This is a genomic window from Hymenobacter radiodurans, from assembly GCF_004355185.1.
Classification (GTDB): Bacteria; Bacteroidota; Bacteroidia; order Cytophagales; family Hymenobacteraceae; genus Hymenobacter; species Hymenobacter radiodurans.
In genome coordinates, this window is the sequence record NZ_CP037922.1 from 87442 (window position 1) to 111806 (window position 24365).

The 24365-nt window shown below is 53.3% G+C and carries 19 protein-coding genes, 1 tRNA gene and 2 pseudogenes; 11 read left to right on the forward strand and 11 right to left on the reverse strand.

The features are described from left to right. Window positions 1-136 precede the first annotated feature (136 nt). From EPD59_RS01330 to coaE, 5 genes are all read left to right on the forward strand, one after another. Entirely contained in the window at window positions 137-1138 is a 1002-nt protein-coding gene (locus EPD59_RS01330; protein WP_133271214.1) for an isocitrate/isopropylmalate dehydrogenase family protein, read from the forward strand. A 154-nt stretch (window positions 1139-1292) separates the two neighbouring features. Next, window positions 1293-1817 (forward strand): DUF1573 domain-containing protein, encoded by a 525-nt coding sequence (locus tag EPD59_RS01335; protein WP_133271215.1) that lies wholly within the window; start codon window positions 1293-1295, stop codon window positions 1815-1817. A 168-nt stretch (window positions 1818-1985) separates the two neighbouring features. Continuing rightward, the gene (gene yajC / locus EPD59_RS01340) at window positions 1986-2243 is read left to right on the forward strand and encodes a preprotein translocase subunit YajC (RefSeq protein ID WP_240731562.1); all 258 of its coding nucleotides are present in this window, start codon (window positions 1986-1988) and stop codon (window positions 2241-2243) included. A 19-nt stretch (window positions 2244-2262) separates the two neighbouring features. Next, window positions 2263-3228, forward strand: a complete 966-nt coding sequence (locus tag EPD59_RS01345) for a YbbR-like domain-containing protein (RefSeq protein WP_133271217.1) — start codon at window positions 2263-2265, stop codon at window positions 3226-3228. Then, the gene (coaE, locus tag EPD59_RS01350) at window positions 3225-3830 is read left to right on the forward strand and encodes a dephospho-CoA kinase (protein WP_317128437.1); all 606 of its coding nucleotides are present in this window, start codon (window positions 3225-3227) and stop codon (window positions 3828-3830) included. The genes EPD59_RS01345 and coaE overlap by 4 nt, the downstream gene beginning before the upstream one ends. A gap of 7 nt (window positions 3831-3837) precedes the next feature. On the opposite strand, the gene EPD59_RS01355 is transcribed toward coaE, so the two are convergent. From EPD59_RS01355 to EPD59_RS01370, 4 genes are all read right to left on the reverse strand, one after another. Beyond that, a complete protein-coding gene (locus tag EPD59_RS01355; protein ID WP_133271218.1) occupies window positions 3838-5010 on the reverse strand; it encodes a GNAT family N-acetyltransferase in 1173 nt (390 codons plus the stop codon). A gap of 72 nt (window positions 5011-5082) precedes the next feature. Then, window positions 5083-6708: a glycosyltransferase family 39 protein gene (locus tag EPD59_RS01360; protein WP_133271219.1), complete on the reverse strand. Its 1626-nt coding sequence runs from the start codon at window positions 6706-6708 to the stop codon at window positions 5083-5085. A gap of 143 nt (window positions 6709-6851) precedes the next feature. Then, on the reverse strand, window positions 6852-7337 hold the full coding sequence (locus EPD59_RS01365) for a hypothetical protein (RefSeq protein ID WP_133271220.1): 486 nt from the start codon (window positions 7335-7337) through the stop codon (window positions 6852-6854). 222 nt (window positions 7338-7559) lie between these two features. Further along, window positions 7560-7634, reverse strand: a tRNA-Val gene (locus EPD59_RS01370). A 137-nt stretch (window positions 7635-7771) separates the two neighbouring features. On the opposite strand from EPD59_RS01370, the gene EPD59_RS01375 reads away from it, so the two are divergent. After that, window positions 7772-10348, forward strand: a complete 2577-nt coding sequence (locus tag EPD59_RS01375) for an AsmA-like C-terminal region-containing protein (protein WP_133271221.1) — start codon at window positions 7772-7774, stop codon at window positions 10346-10348. Window positions 10349-10478: 130 nt separating this feature from the next. Further along, complete coding sequence (locus EPD59_RS23080; RefSeq protein ID WP_133271222.1) at window positions 10479-11375, forward strand: TerB family tellurite resistance protein; 897 nt, start codon at window positions 10479-10481, stop codon at window positions 11373-11375. Window positions 11376-11464: 89 nt separating this feature from the next. On the opposite strand, the gene EPD59_RS01385 is transcribed toward EPD59_RS23080, so the two are convergent. Next, window positions 11465-12547, reverse strand: coding sequence for a mechanosensitive ion channel family protein (locus EPD59_RS01385; RefSeq protein WP_133271223.1), 1083 nt, complete (start codon window positions 12545-12547; stop codon window positions 11465-11467). A 107-nt stretch (window positions 12548-12654) separates the two neighbouring features. Continuing rightward, a pseudogene (locus EPD59_RS01390) lies at window positions 12655-13879 on the reverse strand (Glu/Leu/Phe/Val dehydrogenase dimerization domain-containing protein). Window positions 13880-14110: 231 nt separating this feature from the next. On the opposite strand from EPD59_RS01390, the gene EPD59_RS01395 reads away from it, so the two are divergent. After that, window positions 14111-14419 (forward strand): ArsR/SmtB family transcription factor, encoded by a 309-nt coding sequence (locus tag EPD59_RS01395; protein ID WP_084443403.1) that lies wholly within the window; start codon window positions 14111-14113, stop codon window positions 14417-14419. 87 nt (window positions 14420-14506) lie between these two features. Here EPD59_RS01395 and hemA read toward each other — a convergent pair. After that, window positions 14507-15780: pseudogene (hemA, locus tag EPD59_RS01400) on the reverse strand (glutamyl-tRNA reductase). A gap of 315 nt (window positions 15781-16095) precedes the next feature. Here hemA and EPD59_RS01405 point away from each other — a divergent pair. Then, window positions 16096-17280, forward strand: a complete 1185-nt coding sequence (locus tag EPD59_RS01405) for a sensor histidine kinase (protein ID WP_133271224.1) — start codon at window positions 16096-16098, stop codon at window positions 17278-17280. 12 nt (window positions 17281-17292) lie between these two features. On the opposite strand, the gene EPD59_RS01410 is transcribed toward EPD59_RS01405, so the two are convergent. Both EPD59_RS01410 and EPD59_RS01415 read right to left on the reverse strand, forming a co-directional pair. Further along, window positions 17293-18411 carry a lipocalin family protein gene (locus EPD59_RS01410; protein WP_133271225.1) on the reverse strand — a complete coding sequence of 373 codons (1119 nt, stop codon included), beginning with the start codon at window positions 18409-18411 and terminating at the stop codon, window positions 17293-17295. 48 nt (window positions 18412-18459) lie between these two features. Further along, the gene (locus EPD59_RS01415) at window positions 18460-19227 is read right to left on the reverse strand and encodes a carboxypeptidase-like regulatory domain-containing protein (protein WP_133271226.1); all 768 of its coding nucleotides are present in this window, start codon (window positions 19225-19227) and stop codon (window positions 18460-18462) included. 223 nt (window positions 19228-19450) lie between these two features. Between EPD59_RS01415 and EPD59_RS01420 the strand changes: the two genes are divergently transcribed. After that, complete coding sequence (locus tag EPD59_RS01420; RefSeq protein ID WP_133271227.1) at window positions 19451-21199, forward strand: amino acid permease; 1749 nt, start codon at window positions 19451-19453, stop codon at window positions 21197-21199. A gap of 612 nt (window positions 21200-21811) precedes the next feature. Continuing rightward, window positions 21812-22339, forward strand: a complete 528-nt coding sequence (locus tag EPD59_RS01425) for a hypothetical protein (RefSeq protein ID WP_133271228.1) — start codon at window positions 21812-21814, stop codon at window positions 22337-22339. 118 nt (window positions 22340-22457) lie between these two features. On the opposite strand, the gene EPD59_RS01430 is transcribed toward EPD59_RS01425, so the two are convergent. Beyond that, window positions 22458-23360, reverse strand: a complete 903-nt coding sequence (locus EPD59_RS01430) for a glycosyltransferase family 2 protein (RefSeq protein ID WP_133271229.1) — start codon at window positions 23358-23360, stop codon at window positions 22458-22460. A gap of 12 nt (window positions 23361-23372) precedes the next feature. After that, window positions 23373-24320 (reverse strand): polysaccharide deacetylase family protein, encoded by a 948-nt coding sequence (locus EPD59_RS01435; protein ID WP_165963435.1) that lies wholly within the window; start codon window positions 24318-24320, stop codon window positions 23373-23375. Window positions 24321-24365: the final 45 nt, after the last annotated feature.

The following is a 24365-nucleotide window of genomic DNA, read 5'->3' on the forward strand; positions in this document are numbered from 1 at the left end:
TGCTTAGGATGGTTCTCCATCGGGGCGCATCAGCACACTCGCATTTCACGCAACCAAGTAACGGCTGCACTTTACCTAAAAATGCCGATTCGTTTTGCGGCACATTTGCACATCAAACAATCAGTAGATCAATAGAATGCATACAATCACCCTTATTCCCGGCGACGGCATCGGACCCGAAATCACGAAGGCCGTTACGGATATTTTCAGTGCCGCCCAGGTGCCCGTGCAGTGGGAAGAGCAGAACGCTGGCCAAACGACTTTCGACCAATCGGGCGAGTTGATTCCGCAGGCGTTGCTGGATTCGTTGGAGAAAAACCGCGTGGCCCTGAAAGGCCCCATCACGACGCCCGTAGGCAAAGGATTCCGCAGTATCAATGTATCACTGCGCCAGAAGTACGATCTGTACCAAAACGTGCGCCCATCCAAGACCAACCCTGGCATTGTGACGCGCTACGAAGGGATTGACTTGGTGCTGTTTCGCGAAAATACCGAGGGCTTATACTCAGGCCTCGAAGTATGGGATGAGCGCTTAGGCATTGCCGACTCTTTCAACCGCATCACAGTGGAGGGCTCGCGCAAAATTTGCCGGGCGGCGTTTGCGTACGCGGCCAAGCATAACCGCAAAAAGGTGACGCTGGCGCACAAGGCTAACATCCTCAAGATGGCGGGTACACTTATGATCAATGCCTGCAAAGAGGCGGCCGCTGAGTTTCCGCAAATTCAGTTTGAGGATAAGATTATTGATAACATGTGCATGCAGCTCGTCAATAAGCCCGAGCAGTTTGATGTTATCGTGACGACCAACCTCTTCGGTGATATTCTGTCTGACCTTTGCGCTGGCCTCGTAGGGGGCTTAGGCGTAGTAGCGGGGGCCAATATTGGCGATGATATGGCCGTATTTGAAGCGGTGCACGGCTCGGCTCCTGACATTGCCGGCCAAGGCAAAGCTAATCCTACGGCTTTGCTCCGCTCAGCCCTGATGATGCTGCACCACCTCGGCGAGCACACGCACGCCGACCGCCTCGAAGCTGCCTTGGACGCTACCTTGCTGCAAAAGGAAAAGTGTACTGGCGACTTGGGAGGTAAGGCCTCAACCAGCGAATTTGCCCAGGCGGTAATTGATAATTTGAAATAGAAAAAAGCCCCCCAGCGCCTAATTTTGTGCGCCTCACTAGGGCCAAGTGGCTGCTAGGTGCCGGAACCCCGCCCAGCATTCACCTGTTGTAGCTTTTTTAATTGAAAACGAAGAACTTAGGCTGTCCAAATAAGATGGTCTGCTAACAAACTCCATGAAACGTACCCTCATTCCCTCCTTGTTCGCCTTTGCCGTGTTGCTAGGTGCTTGCAACAATGAAAAGTCCACGGAAGTAGGCGCCGCCGGCATGAATGCTGCCGCTACTGCCGCCGATGCTACGGCCAGCCCGGTAGTTGACAACCCCAACGTGGCCAGCGAAACGGAAGCGCCTAACCCGAATGCGCCGGTGATGACCTTCGCTGAAACCGAGCACAACTTCGGCGACATCAAGCCGGGCGAGGTAGTGAAGCACACCTTTACGTTCACCAACACCGGAAAAAGCCCCCTGCTAATTGAAAATGCAACGGCTTCCTGCGGCTGCACTACTCCTAACTGGACCAAAGAGCCCATTGCTCCCGGTGGTAAAGGAACCATTGATGTGCAGTTTGACAGCCAAGGCAAAACTGGCCTTCAGAACAAGCAAATAGCTATTCGGGCCAACACTCAGCCTACTATCACCCAGATTGCTATTCGGACCAACATCCTGCCTGACGGCCAAAACGGACCGTTAGCTCAATAAAACGGTAAGCAAGAGCGGCCCACAAGCCGCTCTTGTTATTTTTGCTGACCCGGGCGCCGCCAGCTCTTTGGTGGCCGCGGCGTTTTTTCTTCAACCCAACACCTCTCCGATGTTCCTCACGCTTTTATTGCAAGCCCCGGCGGGGGCATTACCCAGTTTCTGTTTCCGGTGGCTATTGCCGCCGTGGTTTATTTCTTCATGATCCGGCCTCAGCAGAAGCGGGCGGCTACGGCACGTAAGTTCCGCGAGTCGCTGACCAAAGGTGCTACGGTGGTTACGATTGGTGGCCTGCATGGCAAAATCGTGGATGTGCACGAAGAATCAGTGATTATTGAAGTAGACCGAGGCACCCGCCTCAAGTTTGACCGTAGCGCTATCGCGCGGGAAGTAACGCCGGCCGCGAAGGCTCCTGTAACGACGCCCTAATTTCCTTAACTATACTGCTTTGCCGCTCACTCGTGCTGCCCGTCTGGTTCGCTGGTTCACCAGTCCGTTTTACGGACAGGAGAGCAGCTACTGGCGGGCAGTTACCGTTTGTTTTATGGCGGCTTCCACGTTTTGGCTGCTGAATGCGCTGAACAAAACGTATTCTACCCGCATTACCTATCCCTTGACTTGGCGCTACGATACCACGCGTTACATACCCGTGCAGCCGCTTCCCAGTGAAGTAGCCGTAAACGTGACGGGGCGCGGGTGGAAGTTGTTGCGTAAGGCCCTGATGCTGGACGTGAAGCCAGCGGAGGTACCCGTAAGCAGAGTGCCGACCGCTACCCGCTTTGTTACAGGAAGTTCATTGCGGCCAGCCTTACAGACCGCGATGGAAGGTATGCAGTTCAACTATATTCTGACCGATACACTTTGGGTTGAATTTGATGAGCTAATAACGCGCCGGCTGCCGTTGACGCTCAGCCCGGATGTTGATGGCTCCGCTTTGCCCTACGCCGCACGCTTTGTACCCGAAAGCATTGCCTTTCGGGGGCCGGCCCGTACCGTAAATCGATTGGCTAGCCCCTATCCTGTGCACTTGCCCAAAGCACCGGCTGGTAGTAGCGACGGTGCCATTATAGTGCCTATCGGCGGTCCGGCCTCGGTGGAAACCAATGTGCAAGAAATTCAGGTGCGCCTACAGCCGCGCCCTCTGCTAACCGTGCCTGTGCAGATAGTACCTGAGCTGAATAATTTTCCGGTGGGGGAGAAGTTTGGGTTTTTTCCTGCTACCGTAACCGTAGAGGTACAATGCTTCCCTGAGGACACTGCCCGTTTGAACCTGCAGGAACTGAGGGTAATGCTGAACTATCGTAAGCTAACTGCTCCCGATTCCAGCCTGGAGCCTATGCTTGTACAGGCTCCGTCATTAGCCCGTGGCACCCTTATAAAAACACCCGCCGTGCGGGTTTCACGGGTTAGATGAGTATGCTGCGGATTGGTATTACCGGCGGAATTGGGTCGGGGAAGAGTATTGTCTGCCGGTTGTTTCAACTGTTGGGCGTGCCGGTTTATGATTCCGACTATCGAGCCAAATGGATCATGGCCAATGATTTAGGTCTGCGAGCCGAACTATTGACCACATTTGGTTCCCAGACGTTTAGCGAGTCGGGCCAGCTGGATAGAGCCTATTTGGCCCGCGTTGCCTTCTCAGACCCCGCGCAGCTAACCCAGCTCAATACTTTGGTGCACCCGCACGTAGGCCGCGACTTTGAAACTTGGGCCGTAGTGCAGCAGCAAGCAGGACACGCCTACTCGTTAAAGGAGGCAGCTTTGCTTTTTGAGTCGGGTGCCTACCGCCAGCTCGACCGTATTATTACGGTTTTTGCCCCCCAAGACGTGCGACAAGCCCGCGTATTACGCCGCGACCCCCACCGTACTGCTGCCGATATTCTGGCTATTGTCGGCAAGCAGATGAGCGAGGAGGAAAAGGTCCAGCGGGCCGATTACGTCGTGTACAATGATGATCAGCAATTATTGATACCGCAGGTGCTGGCGCTCGATACGCTGTTTCGGCAGCAGGTGTAGCTGAGGGCTACCTGATTATCGCGCTACGCTCGAATTTTCGGGTGGGGTCGAAAAGCTTGCGGTACGTCACGTGCGTTTTGGAAATGCGGGCTCCGATGGAGCGGGTAAGAGCCAACATACGCGGGTTGAAGTCGCCGATCCAGTTCATCTCAATTTCCGTGTAGCCTGCCGCCACAAGTGCCTCTTGCGCGTGCACCAGCATCGCCGACTCGACGCCCTTGCCTTGGTGAGCGGGTACCACGCCGAAGATGACCCCAAACATTTTGCGCGGCTGTCGGCGTTCGTAGCGCCATTTTTCCCATACAAACCGAATTTTGCCCCCCAGATTTAGCCTTGGCCCTACGTGCTTAAAAATCTGATTCAACTCGGGCAAACTCACAAAAAAAGCGACGGGCTCACCCTGGTGATAAGCAAACCAAAGCAGGCGCGTGTCCATAACGGGCCGCATTTGGCGCACCAGCTGGTGCGCTTTGTCCAACGTCATCGGGTTGATACCCGAATGATTAGCCCAAGCCAGGTTATACACATGATGAAAATCATGGGCCATCTGGTCGGCTGAGCGACCTACTGAGTGGGCAAACGTGTAAGCTGGCTCCTCCTGCGCGTAGCGCTCAGCGGTGCGCGTAAAGCTTGGGTGCAGAGGCTCAGCTACTTCCCGGTGACAGGTGTACTGCTTGAAGTACACCTGAAAGCCATAGTTTTCAAACAGCTGCTGATAATAAGGCGGATGATAAAACATCCCATAGTTAGGCTCCGTGAAGCCCGAGACCAGCAAGCCCCAAAACCGGTCGCGCTCCCCAAAGTTGATAGGCCCATCCATGGCCTGCATCCCACGCGTCAGTAGCCACTCCTGGGCAACACCAAAGAGTTGGTTGGCTGCGGCCTGATCATTAATGCACTCAAAAAAACCGATTCCACCGGTCGGTAACGTAGGATCGGTGTGTGCGGTAAGCTCATTCACAAAAGCGGCGATGCGACCAATGGCCCGACCTTGTGCATTGGTCAGAACCCAGCGAGTGGCTGTGCCATGCTGAAAGTTGGGATTGCGTCGCGTGTCGAATACGGCCTCAACATCATTATCGAGGGGCGAAATCCAGTTAGGATGGTGTTGATAAATTTGGGCCGGCAGCTCCAGAAATTGCCGCCGGTGCTGAGCAGTAGAAACTTCAAGCAGTGACATCACGCAGTAAGGAACGATACCGGGCACGCGAGCGGTATAGTTATAAAAAAGGTTAACCCGCTATCAGCCGACTTACTTATCAGAGCGTCGAAAAACCGACAGGATGCGCACGCCATTAACCTGAATAGTATGTACTTCCCGACCGATGGTGTCGGGAAAAGAATGCGTTCGATAACGATAGTTGGTGAGGGTATAGTCGGCGTTTTGGTGGTTTGTGAAGCGTAGGCGGGCGCGGTCGGCGGGGGGCAAAATTAGCGAGTTCGTATAAACTAGGTGACCACTGGGCCAGGGCGAGTATACGTTGATTGTGGGAGCCTGGTCGTGCATAAGTGCCCATTCAAGCCCCTGACGGTAGGAAAGGCCCCAATAGTCGAGGTCGAAGTTGTGCTGAGCGAAGCTGGGGGGCAAAATGCTGAAATACGTCTGCTGGTGCGGATGGTCGCGCACTATGCGCCAGGCCGCGTGTACCATTCCGCCGCTGACAACTAGGGCCGCACTTATAGCCACCGGCCGCCACTGAGGCCGCTGCCGCGCTGTTGCCGCGAGCGTATGCACGCCATGCACCGCCAGAAGTATCAGCGCTGGATAGATGAAGTATAAGTGCCGCCAGCCATCATACACTACCGGACGCAATGCCATGACCAGTAGCACAGGTACCAGTAGCCAGCTCACGAAAAGCAGATCGAGGCGCCCGGCAAATGAACTTACGCTTGCTCGCCCTCGCCAACTTATCTTCCGCAGCCAGAGGCCCACTCCGATTAAGGCGGATATTACGTAAGGTAAAGGCGTTGTGATGATTATCCATACTGGGATATAATGCCAGGGAAGCTGCGTGCCCGGCAAGACTTGCCCAAAGTATACCACCCGCCCCGCCCAGGGGTATTGGCTAATTCGCTGCGTAGCCGCTAAAAGTTCTTTCCAGGGCAAGGCCCATAAGTAGGGCCACCCCAACACCGTAAAAATCAGCGCGGCCACAGTATATACTCCGCCCACTCGCAGCAACATTCCGCGCTCATTCCGCGCTCGGTGGCGGGCTTCCAGCCACAGCATAACCAGCGTTACGACTAGCAGCAGCAACCCCTGCACGCGCACATCGACGGCCAGCGCCGTGGCGAGCCCGTGGACGAGGGCGCGCCCCCGCGTCGGGTGGTGCAGCAGCCGCACCAGCGTGTAGATAGCCAGCGTGAAGAAGGCCATATACACGATGTCTTTGCCGTTGTAGAAAGCCTCGGCAAAAAACCGGGGCGAGAGCACGAGCAGCCCCGTGCCCAATAACCCCCAACGCCAGCTTTCAAACCGTTGCTTTCCGAGCTGATACAAGGCCCAAACCCCGAGCACGAAAACAAGAAAGACGCAAAGGTGACGAAGACGATAGAACGCCTGTGAATCGCCATGAGTAAAAACAAAGCTGAGCAGGGCCAACGGCAGCTCGAACGCTACACCATGATCAGCATCCGCAAAGTTCTGGATGTCGGGAATCAGGCGACTGCTGGGTTGGCTGGCTACCAACTCGGGAGCTACCAACTGAGCCAGGTACTTTGCACTGACTAGCCCATTGAGGTGGTTGTTCGGCTCATCCCACGATACGCCGTAGTCATTATGCAGCCACAAACCTATGCTGATCAACACCCCAAAAAAGCCCCCTACAATCCACTGGCTGCTCGACTTAAAGAAACGAAAGCGAAACAAGTCAGGCATAAATAGGGCTGCTGTGGCGGCGCAAGTTAACAGCTAGCCGAGCAAGTGTAGTAACACAGACTGGTTGTTGAGTAGCTATTTGGTAGTCACAAAAAAGCCCGCTTCAATTATGAAGCGGGCTTTTTTGTGACTACCAAATAGCCTTATATAGACCCATAAGTAACGGTACGGACCGTAGTGGCGCCATTGCTCGTCGATGTCTGCTTAACAGTCATAGTAGAGGACGTTAAATCGGCCGGACCGCTGAGCGTAGGAGGGAAATTGGGGCATAAGCAGGGTTCCGTAAAGGTGATAACCGTCTTATCAGCATTCCAGCTCCAGGTGCCCTTCGCTGTCTGCGGATCGGGAGCAGCGCATTTGCTAGGGCCTTCATTTATCTCTAATTCGCCATTATCGTTAAAGCGGATGAAGTCATCCTTACCACAAGCCTGCAATGCGGCGTAATTATCGACTGTTGTGGTAGCACCGGCACTAGTAGTGGTCACGCTAACATCCGCTGTTGCGCGCCAATCTTTATTAATCAGCAGAGTTGTCTTAGGATCTGTTGCATCTGGCTCATTCTCTTCACCACAAGCAGTAAAAGTTACAGCCAGTAATAAGGAAAGGCTAAAAGTCAGTAAGTGTTTCATAATACAGAAAGGGTAGGGAGAGAGGGTATTATTAATGTAGCGGTGTAGCTACTGTAATGACAAGCTGAATACGCTATACGCTCCAGCAGGTTACTTTATTATAAAGATCCCACTAAAACGGATAAATATATTGATTTTTTACGGCCTTTAACCTGCTACATGTCTTACCAATCTTAAAACTATAAACAAAAAAAGGACAGCCGTTACCGACTGTCCTTTTAGTGGGAGATACTGGGTTCGAACCAGTGACCCTCTGCTTGTAAGGCAGATGCTCTGAACCAGCTGAGCTAATCTCCCTTTGTTCCCGTTTGGGATGGCAAATATGGCAGGTCATTTTCGAATACGCAAAAAAAACCGCGACCTTCGGGCTATAATTTTTAGTGAGGGAGGCCAAAAAACCTCTCAACTGTTTCACTACCAGAAAATTTCGGTTGTTGATTCGTTTAAAAAAGTTTTTTCTGTACTCGCTGCTGGGAGGCATTTTGCTGCTGTTGGGGGGCATTTTGGGAATCTGGCTGGGGGAGGAGCGCATCATTGCGCTGTTTGTGCGGGAAGCCAACCGGCACCTGCGTACACCTGTGCAAGTGGGTAAAATTGATCTTTCGTTGATCGATCAGTTTCCGCGAGTGTCGGTAACGCTGCAGAATGTGGTAGTGGGGGGCTCTTTACCTCAAGATACCGTGGCTCTGGCGCGCGCCCGTCGCTTATACTGCGCCTTCGACGTTTGGGACCTTGTAGCTGGTCGTTACCGCATTCGGGCCGTGACCCTGGACTCAGCAACGGTGCAGGTGCGCTATGATGCGCAAAGCCAACCTAACTGGGACGTCTTTCGGGCCGATTCATCGGGCACATCCGATGATAAGCCCTTCGCATTTGATTTGGAACGTATCGTGCTGCGGCGGGTGCTGGTAATATACGATGATGCAGCGCGGCGGCAGCGGCATACTATCCGAGCCCACGACTTGCGCGCGGGCCTTTCGGTAACGGATGAGCTCATTGATATTCAAGCCGATGGGAAGGCGCGTATCGAAGGGATTGAGCTAGGGCAGGATAAATACTTTCGGCAAAAGGAGTTGACACTGAAGACCCTGATAGCTATTGACCGCCCAGGCCGACGAGTTACCATTCAGCCCTCCGATTTGCGCATTGGGCCCGCTACGTATGGTGTGGCGGGTACGGTAGGATATGGAGGCGAAACGCAACTGGATTTACGCTTGGAGGGTCGGCAGACAGACATCCAATCGGTGGTGGCGTTGCTGCCGTCGCGCCTGGCTGGAAACTTAAGCGCTTACCGTAGTAGGGGTGAGGTGTATTTTAGAGGTACGGTACGCGGAGCTATGTCTGCGCGCAGCAATCCGCGGGTAGATGTGCAGTTTGGCTGTCGCGATGCTTCCTTCTATCATCCTGAGTACCGCGAGACCGTGGAACACGTCTATCTGACGGGGTCCTTTGATAATGGCAACAAGCGGTCGTTGAGCACGTCTACGTTGGCTTTGCGGCAGGTGCGCGGCACGCTACACGGGCGGGCGCTGGGGGGCAATTTGCGCTATCATAACTTCGAAGACCCAACGGTACAACTCGACCTGCGGGCTGACCTTGACGTAGCCCGTGCGTTGCGCTTCTACCCAGTAGCCGCCGTGCGTACAGCCAGTGGTGATGCGCGCCTAGCCGTGCGCTTCAACGGCAACCTGCGAGCCTTCCGGGCCCAACCTGCAACCGCCGCCGTGCAGTCTAGCGGCGACCTGACGCTACGAGGTGTGAGTTTGCGCCTGCGCGATTTTGGGCAGCCGTTTACGGGGCTCAGTGGCAACTTTATTCTGCGTCGTAACGATGTAGCCGTTAGTGATTTTAAGGGGCGAATAGGTCGCTCTGACTTTCAATTAAACGGCCTGTTCAAAAATGCGCTGGGGTGGCTATTGCTTCCCCGCCAACAGCTCTTAGTGGAGGCCGATGTGGAGTCGCGCTTACTTGATTTTGACCAGCTGCTGAGCGCGCAATTAGCTGACGCTGCGCAGAAAAGCCCCCCAAAGGGTAAAAAGCGCGGGCCGCAATCCGAATACGAGTTTCACGTAGCCCCCAATCTGGCCTTAGACGTACAGGCCAGCGTAGGCCGAGTGCAATTTCGGCGGTTCCGGGGGCGTAACCTCAATGGCACGGTGCGCCTGCGCGACCAAGTTATTTCTTCGCCTACGCTGAGTGTGGCAGCGGCTGGCGGCCAAGCCAGCATTCGAGGAAGCATTGATGCGCGCCAGCCCGATTTGCTGAAGGTGCATACCACCATGGCCTGCTCGCAGCTGCCGCTTGATAGTCTGTTTTACGTGTTTGAGGACTTTGGCCAGAAGTTTATTACGGCTCGTCACCTACGCGGCCGCCTCACGGCTTCGGGCGAGTCGGACCTGTACTTTGACCGCCGTCTGACGCCGCTTACTGACCGAATGGAAGCCGAAGTAAGAGCAACGGTGCGCGATGGGGAACTCAATAATTTTGAGCCGTTGCAGAAGCTTTCTATGATAGCTCGTCGGGACCAATTGCGCCATTTGCGCTTCGCAGAGCTCACCAACAACTTCTATATTCAGAGCCGGACAGTGTATATGCCGGAAATGGAAATCCGCTCTAACGTGCGCACTGCCTCCATTATTCGCGTTACGGGCACGCATACCTTTGATCAGCAGATGGATTATCACCTCTCTATTCCGGTATTGCCGGGGCTGCTGCATCGGGCATCTATGGGGGGAAGCGGCACCACTGGGCCCAACCTGTTGCTGGCTATTCAGGGCGATGAGAACAACTTCAAAGTAAGCTATGATCGGGCGCGCGCGCAGGCTAACCGGGCTGCCGCAACGCCCCCCGGCAGCGGTCCGCGTCCTAATCTGAGTGATGCACTGGATGTCACTACCGATCCTGTTGCGACGCCTGCGACTCGGCCGGCAGAGGCGCGAAAGCCATTTGAGCTGAAAAAGCCGGTAAAGAAGCCAGCCCAGCCACAACCCGACGAGTATTTCGATTTCTAGCCTTACTTAAAAGCGTGGCAAAAGGGTTGTGCTACAACTCTTTTTTGCGGGGTATAGTCGAGCATCAACATTTCCCGATAGAGTGCGTTAAGGAGAGCAGTACTTTTCTTTCCTCCCAACCTCAACCGCTATGGACAACACGCAAGTATTACAGAATTACTCTGAACAGGAGAAAACCGCTTACCTCAGCGTAATTGCCAGCTTGGCCTCCGCCGACCGTCAGGCCTCAGACGCCGAGATAGAGTTTTTGCAGCAGCTCGCTCAAGCTGCTGGTCTCTCCAGTGGCTCTACCCAACAGGTAGTAAGCGCCGCTCAGGATGCCACTAACAGCACTGTACAGCAGAATCTGGACGCGTTGAAAGGTAGTGAGCTACGCTTTTCGCTGGTAACCGACCTGATCAGCTTTGCCCGCGCCGATGGAGCTTATTCCAACGACGAAGAGGCAATGGTTAATAAGATTTCCACGTATCTCGGCATTAATCAGCAACAGCAGCACACGCTGGAGCAAGTAGTTGACCAAGCCGAGAAAGTGCCTCACGATGCGAACGATCCTGCCAAGCAGGGCTTCTTCGGCGGCATTACTGATAAACTTGAAAGTGCCGGCATCCCCAAAGGCGCCCTGATGGGTGGTCTGCTGGGTGTAGTGGCCCCGATGGTGCTGTCGCGCGTAATGGGCGGCAACCGGGGTGGTGCGATGAGCAGCGGTGGCTTAGGTGGCCTAATGGGCGGTGGCTCTATGGGTGGCCTGATGGGCGGCATGGGCGGTAGCGGCATGGGTGGCTTGTTGGGTGGTCTGCTCGGCGGCGGCTTGCTAGGCAACGTACTAGGCGGTGGTGGCCAGCAATTGCCCCAGCGTGGCTCGCACGTAGGCAGCGGCGGCTTAGGATCCCTCACGTCCATCTTGGGCGGTTTGGGCGGCCGCCCAAACTCGGCACCCCGTTCCGCCGGCGGCGGCGGTCTGGGCAGCCTCCTCGGTGGCGGCAGCGGTATGGGCGGCCTGCTGGGCGGTCTGCTCGGCGGCCGCTAGAACCAGTCTATAATAGTCTGACACATAAAAAGCCCCCAGAATATTTCTGGGGGCTTTTTTGCGTAATAATGGTAGAAGCTACGCAGTTGTTATTTCCCCAAAACGGGCTGATCAACAGATTCGAGACCTTGCAGCCGGTCGGCAGGCGATTGAGTGCTGGCCAGCATATTGGCAAACTTGCCGCCGTGGCGCTCCACTGCCTCCACAATAGCATAGTTCAATTCCTCTTTCACCGCCAGAAACTCATCGTAGTTATTCGTCTCGACAAAATACTGAACAGCGGCTTCCTTGGCGGTAGGGGTGAGAGCTGTGAACTGCAACTGCACTTCATTAGTCGTAAGCGGGTGCGCCCGAATAGTGGCCGTAGCATCGGCAATAATGCGACGAAGCTGGTCGCTGGTCGTTTCGTGGCTGATAGTGAGCGTGAAGTTGACGCGCCGGGCGGTACGCAGCGACAAATTATCCAACGGCTTATCAATCATCGACTTATTAGGCACCGTGACGTAGCTTTTCTCCACCGTACGCAGACGAGTACTGCGGAAACCTACCTTCTCAACGGTGCCGGTTACGCCGCCCACAGTTACCAGGTCGCCTACATTAAAGGGGCGATCAAGGAAGATGGTGAAGGAAGCGATGAGGTTTTCGAGGCTTTCCTTGGCCGCAAATGCTACAGCCAAGCCGCCGATGCCTAAGCCGCCAATTAGGGCCGTCACATTCACGCCAAAGCCTTTGCCGAGAATAATCAGAAAGGCAATGATCATCACAAACACCTTCAGCAGATCCTTGGCAAAAGGGATCAACTGATTATTCAGGCGTGAAGGAACGATTTCGGCTTTGCGGCTGAATACCAGTACAAAAAAATCGATCAGCCGAAGAACTACCCAGCAAATGGCCGTGATAAAACCAATCTGGTAAACCCGAAAAACAAGCAGCTCAAGCCAGTGCTCGCTTTTGTCCAGATCGGAAGTGCGAACCGGATAATTAAGCACTTTGAACGCCAGAAAAATAGTGATCAAAACGACGACAACTTCAATCGGTTTGATGAGCAGCACCTGAAACTGGGTTTCGCTAACACCCTCCGTTTGCTTGCGCAGAAACCGAAACAGCAGACGCGATAACAAGCGCGACAGTAGGGTTTTGAAAGCGTAGCCCACCAGCATAATAACCCGCACACGAGGTAAGTACCGATGTTGTTGCCGAAAAATCGATATTGAAGAAATTCGTTGACAGTCATAGTATTATAAAATACGATTGCCCTCTTTAGCGAACAATCAACGAACTATACAAGCTCCCGCAAGGCCATTTCAAACGACTTCTGCGCTAGTCCCGTACGGCCGTCGCCCTGCTGGCGTGTGCGCTCCAAAGCCCGACGAATAACGCGTGACGTATCGCTAAAAATGGCTTGGTCGGTGATTTCGGCGTTGGTCTCCATCAAGTAAGCAAATACCCGAGCCATACCGCAGTTGGCAATAAAATCGGGAATGACGGAAGCGTGTTGGTCGGCGTACTCGCCGGTAGGCCCGAAGAAGATTTCGGGATCTTGAAAAGGCACGTTGGCTCCGCAGGAAATCACCTCCAGGCCGCCGGCCAGCATTTGCTCTACTTGGCTGCGCGAAACCAGACGGGATGAGGCGGCAGGAATAAATATCTCGGCTCCTGAAGACCAGATGCGCTGGCTAATTTCCTCAAATGAGAGCAAGCCACTGGCAATGAGTGTATTGTTTTTTCTAGCGAGAAACAGCTCACGAATCTCTTCCAGCGAAAACCCATTCTCATTCAGCAAGCCACCGGCCCGGTCGATGATGCCCGTAATATGAACACCCTGGCTGGCAAGGTAATACGCTGCCGCCGCGCCTACATTACCCCAACCCTGAATGAGGGCACGCTTACCAACTAACTCACCGCCCCAGAGCTCATAATAGTGGCGTACCGCCTCTGCCACGCCGTAACCAGTAATTAGGTCGGCCACGGTGTACTTGCGGCTCAGGCTAGGCGTGAACGTCGCATCTTCAATTACCTTCACTACTCCCTGGCGCAACTGCCCCAGCTTCTGAATCTTCTGCGGCTCCGTGGCGTGGTAATGACCGTTTACGATACCCTCTTGGGGTGCCACAGGCCATAGTCCTCGGTAATAGGAATCACGTCGTGAATTTCGTCCACATTCAAGTCGCCGCCGGTGCCGTAATAATTCTTGAGCAACGGAATAACGGCCTTGTACCAGCGCTCCAGCACGCCGCGCTTGCGCGGGTCATGCGGGTCGAAGTTGATGCCCGATTTTGCCCCCCGATGGCCGGCCCTGATACCGTGAACTTTACTTCCATGGTTTTAGCCAGGCTTTCGACCTCGCGCTTATCCAGGCCCTGGCGCATGCGGGTTCCGCCGCCGGCGGCTCCGCCGCGCAGAGAGTTAATGACGACCCAGCCTTCGGCCTCAGTTTCAGCGTCCTTCCATTCAAAAACTATTTCGGGACGCTTATTTTCAAATTGGGCCAGTAGGTCTTTCATTAGAAATACAAGAAAATTAACAGAGTGAAAAATATGGTGCAAAGGTAAGTAGACCCATGCTAGCGCTCAGGAATTAGCTTTTATAACTAAATTTTTTGTGAGTAAAGCCACAAGAAACTCGGCGAAAACCAAATCTTTTCAGGGCTATGTTCGTTTCAAAGGAACTTTGCAGGTATAGAATATCGTATGATCCTTATTCTCTCCCTAAGTTTTCCACCTTTGTACTAGTATATGAAACCACTGCTGGCGCGCGTAGAATCCAAGAAAGTAGACAAGGCTGCCGCAATGCTGAAAGTGTTGGCCCACCCTAAACGCCTTGCAATCGTGGATTTGCTGGGTAAGGAGGACAAGATGACTGTAACGGAGATTTACCGTTCTCTCGACTTGCCTCAAGCCATTGCTTCTCAGCATCTTATCACTTTGAAAGACCGTGGCATTCTGTCCTCATTCAAAGTAGGCACCAAGATCTACTACTCCCTATCTATTCCTAAGCTGCTTGATGTGATCGACTCACTCGAGGACTGCTGCGAATCTATGTAATCACCTGTTTCGCTCACGAAACCAAACGAAAAAAGACCGCTATTAGCGGTCTTTTTTCGTTTGGGGTTAGTAGCAAGTAAAGGCTTACTAATGGGCAGTTGTCGGCTGGTTCTCTAAGTCGAACAACTCCGTGATAATATCAATTACTTGGTCTGCTTCGCCGCGTTTGCAGGCTGCTTTCAACTGCAATACCGGCTGCTTCAGAAACTTCTGCATCAGGGAGCGGGTAATTTCGTCCATGCGCTTGGCTTCCTCGGGGGCATTTTCTTCTGGTAACGGTCCATTTCTTCCTGCCGAATCTGCTCCAAGGCATTCTTCAGCTTCTGAATAGTGGGCGACACCAGCATTTCCTTGGTCCAGTCGGAGAGGCTAGCAATGCTTTCGGCGATAATAGCGCGCACCTGCGGTACGGCGGCCAAGCGCCGCTCTAGCGCCGCGCTAGCTTTGCTATGGATAGCGTCGATGTTGTATACCAGCACGCCGGGCACGTTTTCCACTTCGGCCTCTACGCTACGGGGTACCGAGAGGTCGATGAAAAACTTGTAGTTCAGTACGTCGAGGCGCGCCACCATATCGGTGGTGAAGAAGGGCGAATCGCGGTTGATGGACGAGATAACTACATCGGCGTCTTTCAAGCCAGTTACCAAGTCTTCGAAGTCGAACACGCGCAAGCCACACTCAGTCGCTAATTCTTCGGCCTTAGTACGGGTACGGTTACAGATGCTCACATTCGTGAACAAGTTGCTGTCGCCGAGGTGGCGACATACATCAGCCCCAATTTCACCTAATCCTACCACCAGAATGCTGGGGTTAGCAACGTCGGCGGTCAATTCCTCCACCAGTTCCAAGGTGGCGTAAGAGGTAGACGCGGCCCCGTCGCGGAAGCTGGTCTCTTGCTGTACGCGCTTGTTAGTGAAGAAGATAGTGTGCATCAGGCGGTGCAAGAACGGACCAGCGGCGTCCGCATCGGCAGCCCATTGATAAGCGTTCTTTACCTGATTGCTGATTTGTAAGTCGCCTACCACCTGAGCGTCGAGGCCCATAGCTACCTCAAAAAGGTGCTGAACGGCCGTCTCATAGGTATCGAGCACGTCGAAGTAGGACGCATAGGCGTGGCTTTCAGGCAAGCCCTTCAGGTGGCCTAGTGCCGTAATGATGGCCGTGCTGTGGTCGTGATCGGCGGTGTAATACACCTCCGTCCGGTTGCAGGTGCTGAGCACGAGCAGGTCGCTGAGACCCAGGTCGTGATGGAGCGTATGTAGGAAGCGGCGGCAAGCGGCCTCGTCTAATGCAATAAGCTCCCGAATGGCTAAGGGCGCTTTCTTGAAAGACAGGCTGACAGCCTTGAATGGGTGGAGCATAGCTGGTGCTAGTGCGAGAATCTGGGGGGCAAAAATACGGCGGAAATCGCTAGTGTGAAAACAGCCGACACTCCATAGTGGTTCGAGGGTATGTAAAGTATCGTGCCAAAACGCTTATAACCCGGCTGGGGGGCTTTTTGGTGCGCAGATAAACTTAAAAAATTCGTGTAGCGACCTGCTACGAAGCAGAACCGTGGAACCTGAGTTGAGGGGAAAGCGTCTGCATCGGGCGCGGGCACGTATCTTCGTTGCCCGTGCGTTTGTAGTTCTTCGCGCCTCCCGTGGGGGCTTTTCTGCCTTACAGCTTTTCTGCCTTTGCTACCGATTTACGATCAGAAGTCCCGTATTAAGCTTGTGGTGCTGGCTGGCGCTTTGCTTATTGCCGCTGCCACGGTTATCTACACCAATATTCTGGTAGGCCGCCTGTCTGAGCGCGAGCAGCAGCAGATTGACTTATACGCCAAGGCCCAGCGCTACATTATCAGCACGGAGGAGGAAACCAACCTGGTGTTTGTGCAGGAACAGATTATTGATGCCAACACGACCATCCCTATCATCTTCACCGACGATCAGGGGAATATTCAGGGCACCAAAAACATCGACCTGCCCAAGGGCATGTCGGAGGAAGCTTCGATTAAGTTTTTGCGCGAGCGAATCGAGAAGATGAAAGCCCAGCACCCACCCATTGTGGTGGAGTACGCGGCGGGGCTGCGCAATTATATTTATTACCAAGACTCGGTGCTGCTCACGCAGTTGCGCTACTATCCGCTGGTGCAACTGGCTATTATTGCCTGCCTAGGTGTTATTGCCTACTTCGCCTTCAGCTACTCACGCAGGGCCGAGCAAAACCGCGTGTGGGTAGGTCTAGCCAAAGAAACGGCTCACCAACTGGGTACGCCTCTAAGCAGCCTGATGGCTTGGCACACCTATCTGAAAGAGTCGGAGCGGTTCCGGGACGAGCCAATCGTGGAGGAACTGGGTAAAGATGTGCGGCGCCTGGAAATTATCACCGAGCGCTTCTCCAATATTGGATCGGTGCCCGTGCTCAAGGATGAAAATATTTTGCAGGTGACTCAGAACGCCATTGCTTACCTGCAAAGTCGGGTATCAAAGAAAGTGGTGTTCAAGATTGAAACCAGCCTGCCTACGCACACACCAGCCAAGCTTAATATTCCGCTGTTCGACTGGGTAATTGAGAATATCTGCAAAAACGCCATCGATGCGATGGATGGCCGTGGTAGCATTACTATTCATCTGCGTCGCCCGGCCCGCAATAAGTCCCAAGTGGCCATCGACATCACCGACACCGGCAAAGGCATTTCCAAGAGCAAGATTGATCGTGTATTCCTGCCCGGCTACACTACCAAAAAGCGGGGTTGGGGCCTAGGGTTGGCGTTGGCTAAGCGAATTATCGAGAATTACCACCAAGGCCGACTATTTGTGAAGTGGTCGGAGCTAGGGAAAGGAACCACCTTTCGGATAATCCTGAATGGCGAATAGCGAATCGGCTTTCTAACGCGTAATGCTGCTAGGCGCTGAGCTTTCCACCGGAAGCGTACGAGGTGATTTTACTTCTTTACGATTGGTTATTTCCACGTAGCTGTTGCCGCTGACTGGTTTACCATTGTGGGTGCCCGTCACGCGGCACATGCCTTCCCAGTAGCTCATCTTGATGCCAGGTAGTAGCTTGAGCGTCAGCTCCTGATCGGGTATGATTGGTTCAATGGTAAGGTCATAGCCTTGTTTGGGTACCCGCAGGCGCCACTTGCTAGGGTAGCGCAGCTTGGAGGTAGGGCTCGTCCAATAATCGAGGGTTTCGAGCTGAAAGTCCTCGGCGGCAAGGTGCGTGTTCTGGGCTTGGGGGCCAAAATGCGAGCCGCCGCTCACCGTTTGGCCGGTGGCTTTATTGAAAAGCTGATACGCCATAATTTCCTCACGTGGCTCATCAAGCTGTACCGAAAACCAATCCCAGCCGAGGTCTTTCGTGGTCACCGAGTTGCAGTTCCATTGGCGGTCGTACCACAGCTCGCCTTCCACTTCCCGCGGCTTGCCATCAATTTCAATTGTACCGATAGCCGTGAGGCGCGGATAGCTATAGTAGCCAGCCTGAGCCACTGGCCCGTATTTTTCGTAGCCCGTGCCGCCGTGGAGCAAGATAGCCTTGGCGGGCGTAGTGGTAAGGTTCACGGCTAAACCCCGATGGGCAGCCATGCGCGCCTGTAGACGGTAGCGGCCTTCCTGACCGCTTAAGGTCCAACGCTCATCCTTTTTCTTCATGGATAGGCTGAGCGGAAGCATGGCAGGAAGCAATTTAGGCAGCCGTTCTACCTTGTAATCGTAGCGGAATTGCTTGGTTTGTGGGTCGGTGAGAGCAAAGTTCACCATTTGATAGTCCTGCTTACCCGTGGGGTTGAAGTGGAAGAATACGTACTCCACACCATAGGTCTCACCAGTTGCCTTGTCCTTCAAATGGCCGGTGAAGTACCACCACTCCAGAGAATTACGTAGGTGAGGCGCTTCCTCTTGGGGCAGTTGAGCACGTTCGGTGAAAACGTCGTGCTTGTTGGTAGGCTTAAGCGTACAGGCAGTAGCAAAGAATAGCGATAGGGAAAGCAGCAGAATATTTCTCATACCCCGAAAGAAGGACTTTGGGGGGCAAAAGGTTTGCTGAAATCGAAGTTAGTGGCGTTGAAACGGACGGGTAGCTCGCTGCCATAGGCCACGTGGGGTATACCAGGGAGCCACATTGTAGCCACCGATCATGGCAACTTCACCCAGTAGCACGGTGTCCGGCGCCAGCTTGATAACCAGCACAGCAGAATTTTTTGGATCAACGGTATACTCTCGATGGATATAGCCTATTGAACTCAATAACAATTTGACAGCTTTCACTTTCCGAAACTCGTCGGGAAGAATCAACTCAAATTGTCCGTCCGTATTGGTGCTAACTCTCACATTAGTGCCTACGACCAGCACGCTAACGCCCGGAAGTGGCTGCCGTGACGCCGAATCGAGCACAGTGCCGCTCACCACGCTGGGGGGCAAATTTGCCAAGAATGGCTCCACACGGCGTGGTACTGCCACCATTCCCATTGTAATGACGTGCTGCTGCGTCGAGATGGGGCGCTGAGCCTGCGCTTCCGGTGCCGCTCCCGCCTGCATGCCCACTACTGCCAACGTCGCCGCTACCCATTGCTGCCAACGCGAAGCGTGCGTAGCCGGCGCTACTAACAGTGGCCGATTCAGCTGCTGCGTTGCAAATCGCCCACAGGTGCTACCCGCCGGCCGCTGCTGGAGCCACTGTACTACTTCGGCATCGGTCATGCGCGTAAAATCCACGACTACTTTGTCGCAGGCGGCGCAGTGACGACCTTGGGCAGCGGGTGTCATCTGGGCCCAGCCTTCATGACAGGGCTTTGGAATAGTAATAGTGGGGCGATGCGACATAATTGCGAGGGATTAGCGTTTCCCTGCTGATGCCACGCCGGAGATAATTCCACACGAAATAGCCAAAAATTTTGCCCCCCCCAAACTAAGTCAGGGCAAAGCGCTCCGCGGCTCTGGTCTTCAATTGGGCGCCATCTGACAAGAAGCTAGCGCCGGGGTGTGCAGCCCCGCCGCAATATTCTTTATCTTTTGCCCCCCAAACCTTCTGCCCTTCACCCTTCGAATGAGTTCTTTTTCCTCCCTCTTCCGTCGTAAAGACATTTCCACCATCCTGCAAAACCCGCCTGTCGACACTGCCGCCCACCCTGGTAGCACGGAAGAAGGTGCCTTGGAACGCAACCTCACCGTGCGCGACCTCACCGCGCTGGGTATTGCTGCTGTTATTGGGGCCGGTATTTTCAGCACCATCGGCAATGCCAGCCACGACGGCGGCCCGGCTGTGTCGCTGCTTTTTGTATTCACCGCCATTGCCTGCGCATTTTCGGCGCTGTGCTACGCGCAGTTTGCCGCTACCATTCCCATCAGTGGCTCGGCTTATACCTACGCTTACGCATCCTTTGGGGAGTTAACGGCCTGGATAATTGGCTGGGCTCTGATTATGGAATATGCGGTAGGCAACATCGTGGTCGCTATTTCCTGGTCCGATTACTTCACCGGACTCATGCAAGGCATTGGGCTAGAGGTGCCTGCTTACCTAAGTATGGGTTTTCAGAGCGCTTATCAAGGCTACCATACTGTGCTGGAGCTGATGCTAGCCGGGCGGCCCCTCACCGAGGCCTCGCCCGCCGATATGGCTGGCTATCAAACTTGGATTAGCGCGCCAGAACTCACTGATTCTCTTCGCTTAGTCATCGACCTGCCTGCTTTCGGTATTACGTTTCTGATTACCTGCCTTGTGTACGTGGGGATTAAAGAATCAAAAAATGCCTCCAATTTATTGGTGCTACTCAAACTCATTGTAGTAGCCATAGTAATTATAGTAGGCGTTTTCTATGTGAATACTGGCAACTGGACCCCTTTCGCGCCTAACGGCGTGAGCGGTGTGCTCAAAGGCGTATCGGCCGTATTCTTCGCCTACATTGGCTTCGACGCCATCAGCACCACCGCCGAAGAGTGCAAAAACCCGCAGCGCGATTTGCCCCGCGCTATGATATACGCGTTGATTATCTGTACGGTACTTTATGTGATTATTACGCTGGTACTCACCGGTATGGTATCGTATAAGGAACTCGGTGTAGGTGACCCGCTGGCTTTCGTTTTCACCAAAGTTGGTCTGCCAAAGCTGGCGGGCTTGGTAGCGGTAAGTGCTATTTTCGCTATGGCGTCAGTGCTGCTCGTGTTCCAGATTGGCCAGCCCCGCATCTGGATGTCGATGTCGCGCGACGGACTTTTGCCCCCCGTGTTTGCCCGCGTACATCCCCGCTTCCGCACCCCGTCTTTTAGCACCATTGTCACGGGCCTATTCGTGGGTATCCCGGCTTTGTTGCTCAATATGGACTTAGTAATCGACCTAACCAGCATCGGTACCTTGTTCGCCTTTGCGCTGGTGTGTGGCGGTATTCTGCTCATTGATCCACACGGTACTTCCGACGCACGCTTCAAGGTGCCTTACCTCAATGGCAAGTTCCTTGTGCCGCTGGTAGTACTCGTGGGGGGCATTTTATTACTGACTTATAACGGCGAGCAGGTAGCCGAGTTCGGCCGTGCCGTGCGCGGCGACAGTGGCTACGAAGGCTTCCGTCACTACATCCCGATGCTGGTGTTTCTGGGCTTCTGCGTGTACCTGAGCATTGCTTCCTTTCGCAATCGGCTCTCGTTGCTGCCAGTGCTAGGCCTGCTCACCAACCTCTACCTGATGACGCAGCTAGGCGTGAGCAACTGGCTACTGTTTTTTGCCTGGTTGGTGATGGGGCTCGGCGTGTATTTTGGCTACGGCTACAAGCATAGCAAGCTGGGCCTGAAGAAGGTCTGATTGTAGTTATGCCACTAATGGCGAATGATGGTTCATTGGCTCTAATAATTGGGTAGAAGCCGCCAGCGGAGGGATTAAGTGCCTTACTCACTTTATTATACTATCCTTGATAATTGCTCCTAACCTAGTGCACAGTGACCGTTACGAGTAATTTCCGTCAAGAATACGTTGCTTATCCTCGATCATATCGTAAGGTAAATTTCATCTACTTATATCATGCGGAAGAATTTGATTCTTAGTGTTGCTGATAGTTACGCCTATGAAGATATATCCCGATTCTTAAAATCTCTATTTAAAACTAGTTTCCGAGGTCATTTATGCTTGTTCGTTGGACCTAATAACGATCCAACTTTAATCAAAAAACTGCAAAAATTACCTATTGAGCTGATTCCGTTTCAGTATGATTTTCCCTTTGTTACGCAGCCCCATCCAGAGAATGTCAATTTTCTCCCGAGCCCCATCCATATTTACAACTACCGCCACTTTCTGTATTATGATTACTTGCTGCGTAAGGGCCAACTCTATGAGCACGTATTGCTAACAGATATCAAAGACGTTATCTTTCAAAAAGACCCCTTTGATTTTCCAATAAAGAATGCTCTGCATGTAGCCATGGAGACGCAAACTATTGTGGAGTGCACCTGGACGTGGGAGTGGTTGCTGGCTGGCTATGACGAAGCCATATTAGAAGAAATTAAGGATAAACGGGTAACGTGTGCGGGCACTACCTTGGGGCCAACTGCCCAAGTGATGCGCTACCTGCGCACGATACTGGCTGCAATAGCGACTACGAAAGACGCCGTGAACTGCGTAGACCAAGCAATTCACAATTTCTTGTTCTACCAAGGAGCATTAGAGCCGACCATCCAGTTGGATAATCAGCAAGGAATTATCATGACGGTAGGCACGGCTGACCCGTCCCCTTACATCTACGATAAGCGGGGCTATTTACTTCGCCGGGACGGTCAACCTGTGTTGACCATCCATCAGGCTGATCGACATCCCCAGATGCTTCAGGAGCTAGATAAATTCATTTTCAAGCCCACGGTGGCTCAGACGATAAGTAAGCCGTTTAATGTGGGCTTCGCATTCGTGGTAGATATGGCGCGTTTGCTGCGGCGGACCCTGCGGCAAATCTAACGGCAGTCGTAGAAGCATTATGCTCTGTCTCAGTCTGGGGGCTTTTGGGGCTCCTCAATTAACAAATCGTCACGCGGCCGGTCATGAAAATAGTTGGGCTACGCAACGGTTACACCCTTTACAGTCTTATTCTGTTCTTCAATCTTACAGCTAGGCCACGTAGGCCATGGAGTAACGGGTGATGGTAGGGAAAGAGTGCTGCGGCGAGTGCTTGTTGCACGGCTCTGTTAGAAAAATGGCCATGCAATAAGTAAGTGGAAAACCATTCCAAAAAATGCCGGCGCACACGATGATACAGCCCTTGCTGATTTACGGCCTGGACAATGGAGCCTACGCGCTGGCGGTAGTAGTTATGACAAGCTGCCGAGATATAGACTTGTTCGGTTAGATAAACTTTTGTTAAAAAGGCTTGATCCTCATAAAGTTGAAACTCTTTATTGAAGGATTCTTCAAAGCCTCCGACGGCTAGGTATGCCCGCCTATGGATCATTAAACCGGACGGGCAGGGTGCGGCAGTAGTACCCAATGGGTACAACCGCAATAGCAACTCTGCGGGCGGATATACCCGGTCGGCGGGTGCACCCACTGGGATGAGCACGTCGGCCTGGGCTGAGCCATCCCAGCTGTACCAATACAAGGAAGCCTCGGCCACCATCCCAATTTCTGGGTGGCGCTGGAAAAGAGCTACTTGCGTAGCGAGTTTTGCGGGAAGCCAAATATCATCCGCATCTAAAATAGCGATGAGTGACCCCCGACCTTGCCGAATGCCGAAATTGCGGCTGGCACTAAGCCCACGGTTCGCGTGTCCGGAGTGTTCGCAGTAAAAAATTTTGCTTGGAAATTGTGCCGCGTATTCTTTGGCTATAGCTGTACTTTGGTCGGTCGAGCCGTCGTCAACCAGCAATAGCTCCCAGTGTGCATATTCCTGCTGCAACACGCTCTCGACCGCTTGCGCTAGAAAACGCGCCTCATTTAAGAAGGCGGTAACGACTGTTACCAGTGGATAGGCAGCGTGTTCCATATAAGCGCGATGTTAAGAGCTTTGTCGCCATCCTTGCAACTGTTGCGCAAAGTTCAACGCAGGCATGTCTCGGACTTGAAAACGACCAAGACGATATTTATCAGAGACCGAACCGATTGGTAAAGCTTCTGTAGTGAAGGCGGCCCGAAATCCTAACTCGGCAGCTAAGGCTACGGTTTCAGGAATGTAGTTTCCGTAGGGATACGTGAGATACTGTATGCGTTTGCCCGTTACGGTTTCTAAAAAAGCTTTGTTGTCGACTAATTCTTGCTGTTGTACTGCGCGCGGGTGGAAAGACAAAGCAGGATGCGAGTGTGTATGCGCGCCAAGCGTGTGTAGGGAGCTTTGACTTAGGTCTTGCAGTTGCTGCCGCGAAAGACTGCGGTACGTCGGGCGCTGACTGGGAGCAACCCCCGCCCACTGCCGGACTTGGTGCAGCTGCCGCTGCTGTTCGTCGGAAGGCAAGGGGCGCAGTAACTCCCAAATCTGCAGAAATAACTTAGCCCGTAACGTAGGAGGAGGCACCTCACTGGCTGACCACTGTTTATGTTGAGCTCGTAGGGAAGCACTTAAACTGACCTCTGAGTCTAGCGCTAGATATAGTTCTGTGTTCGCAACGGTGCCGAAGAATGCTTGTGGTAATTCCTTTGTCAGTAGTATAATATCTTCTAGTTCATCCCACCAGAATTCAGTGGCTGTATCTATCGTCTGAGACGCAATGAAAAATGTAGCCGGCAAACCGTAGGTGTCAAGTATAGGCTTAGCAACAAGACCATTGTCTGCGTAGCCATCATCAAAGGTTAGGACAACGCTCCGCGGTTTGAGGGTTCTTTTGTCTATTGCTTCCACTAGTTCCTCTACGGAAATCACCCTCGCTTTGCGATGTAAGAACTCCATCTGCTGCTCAAAGTGACTGGGCGACACAGCTAGATTCCACACGTCGGACTCGAGTTCTGCCACCCGATGGTACATGAGCACGCACACATGTGCTCGGGGGGCAAAACC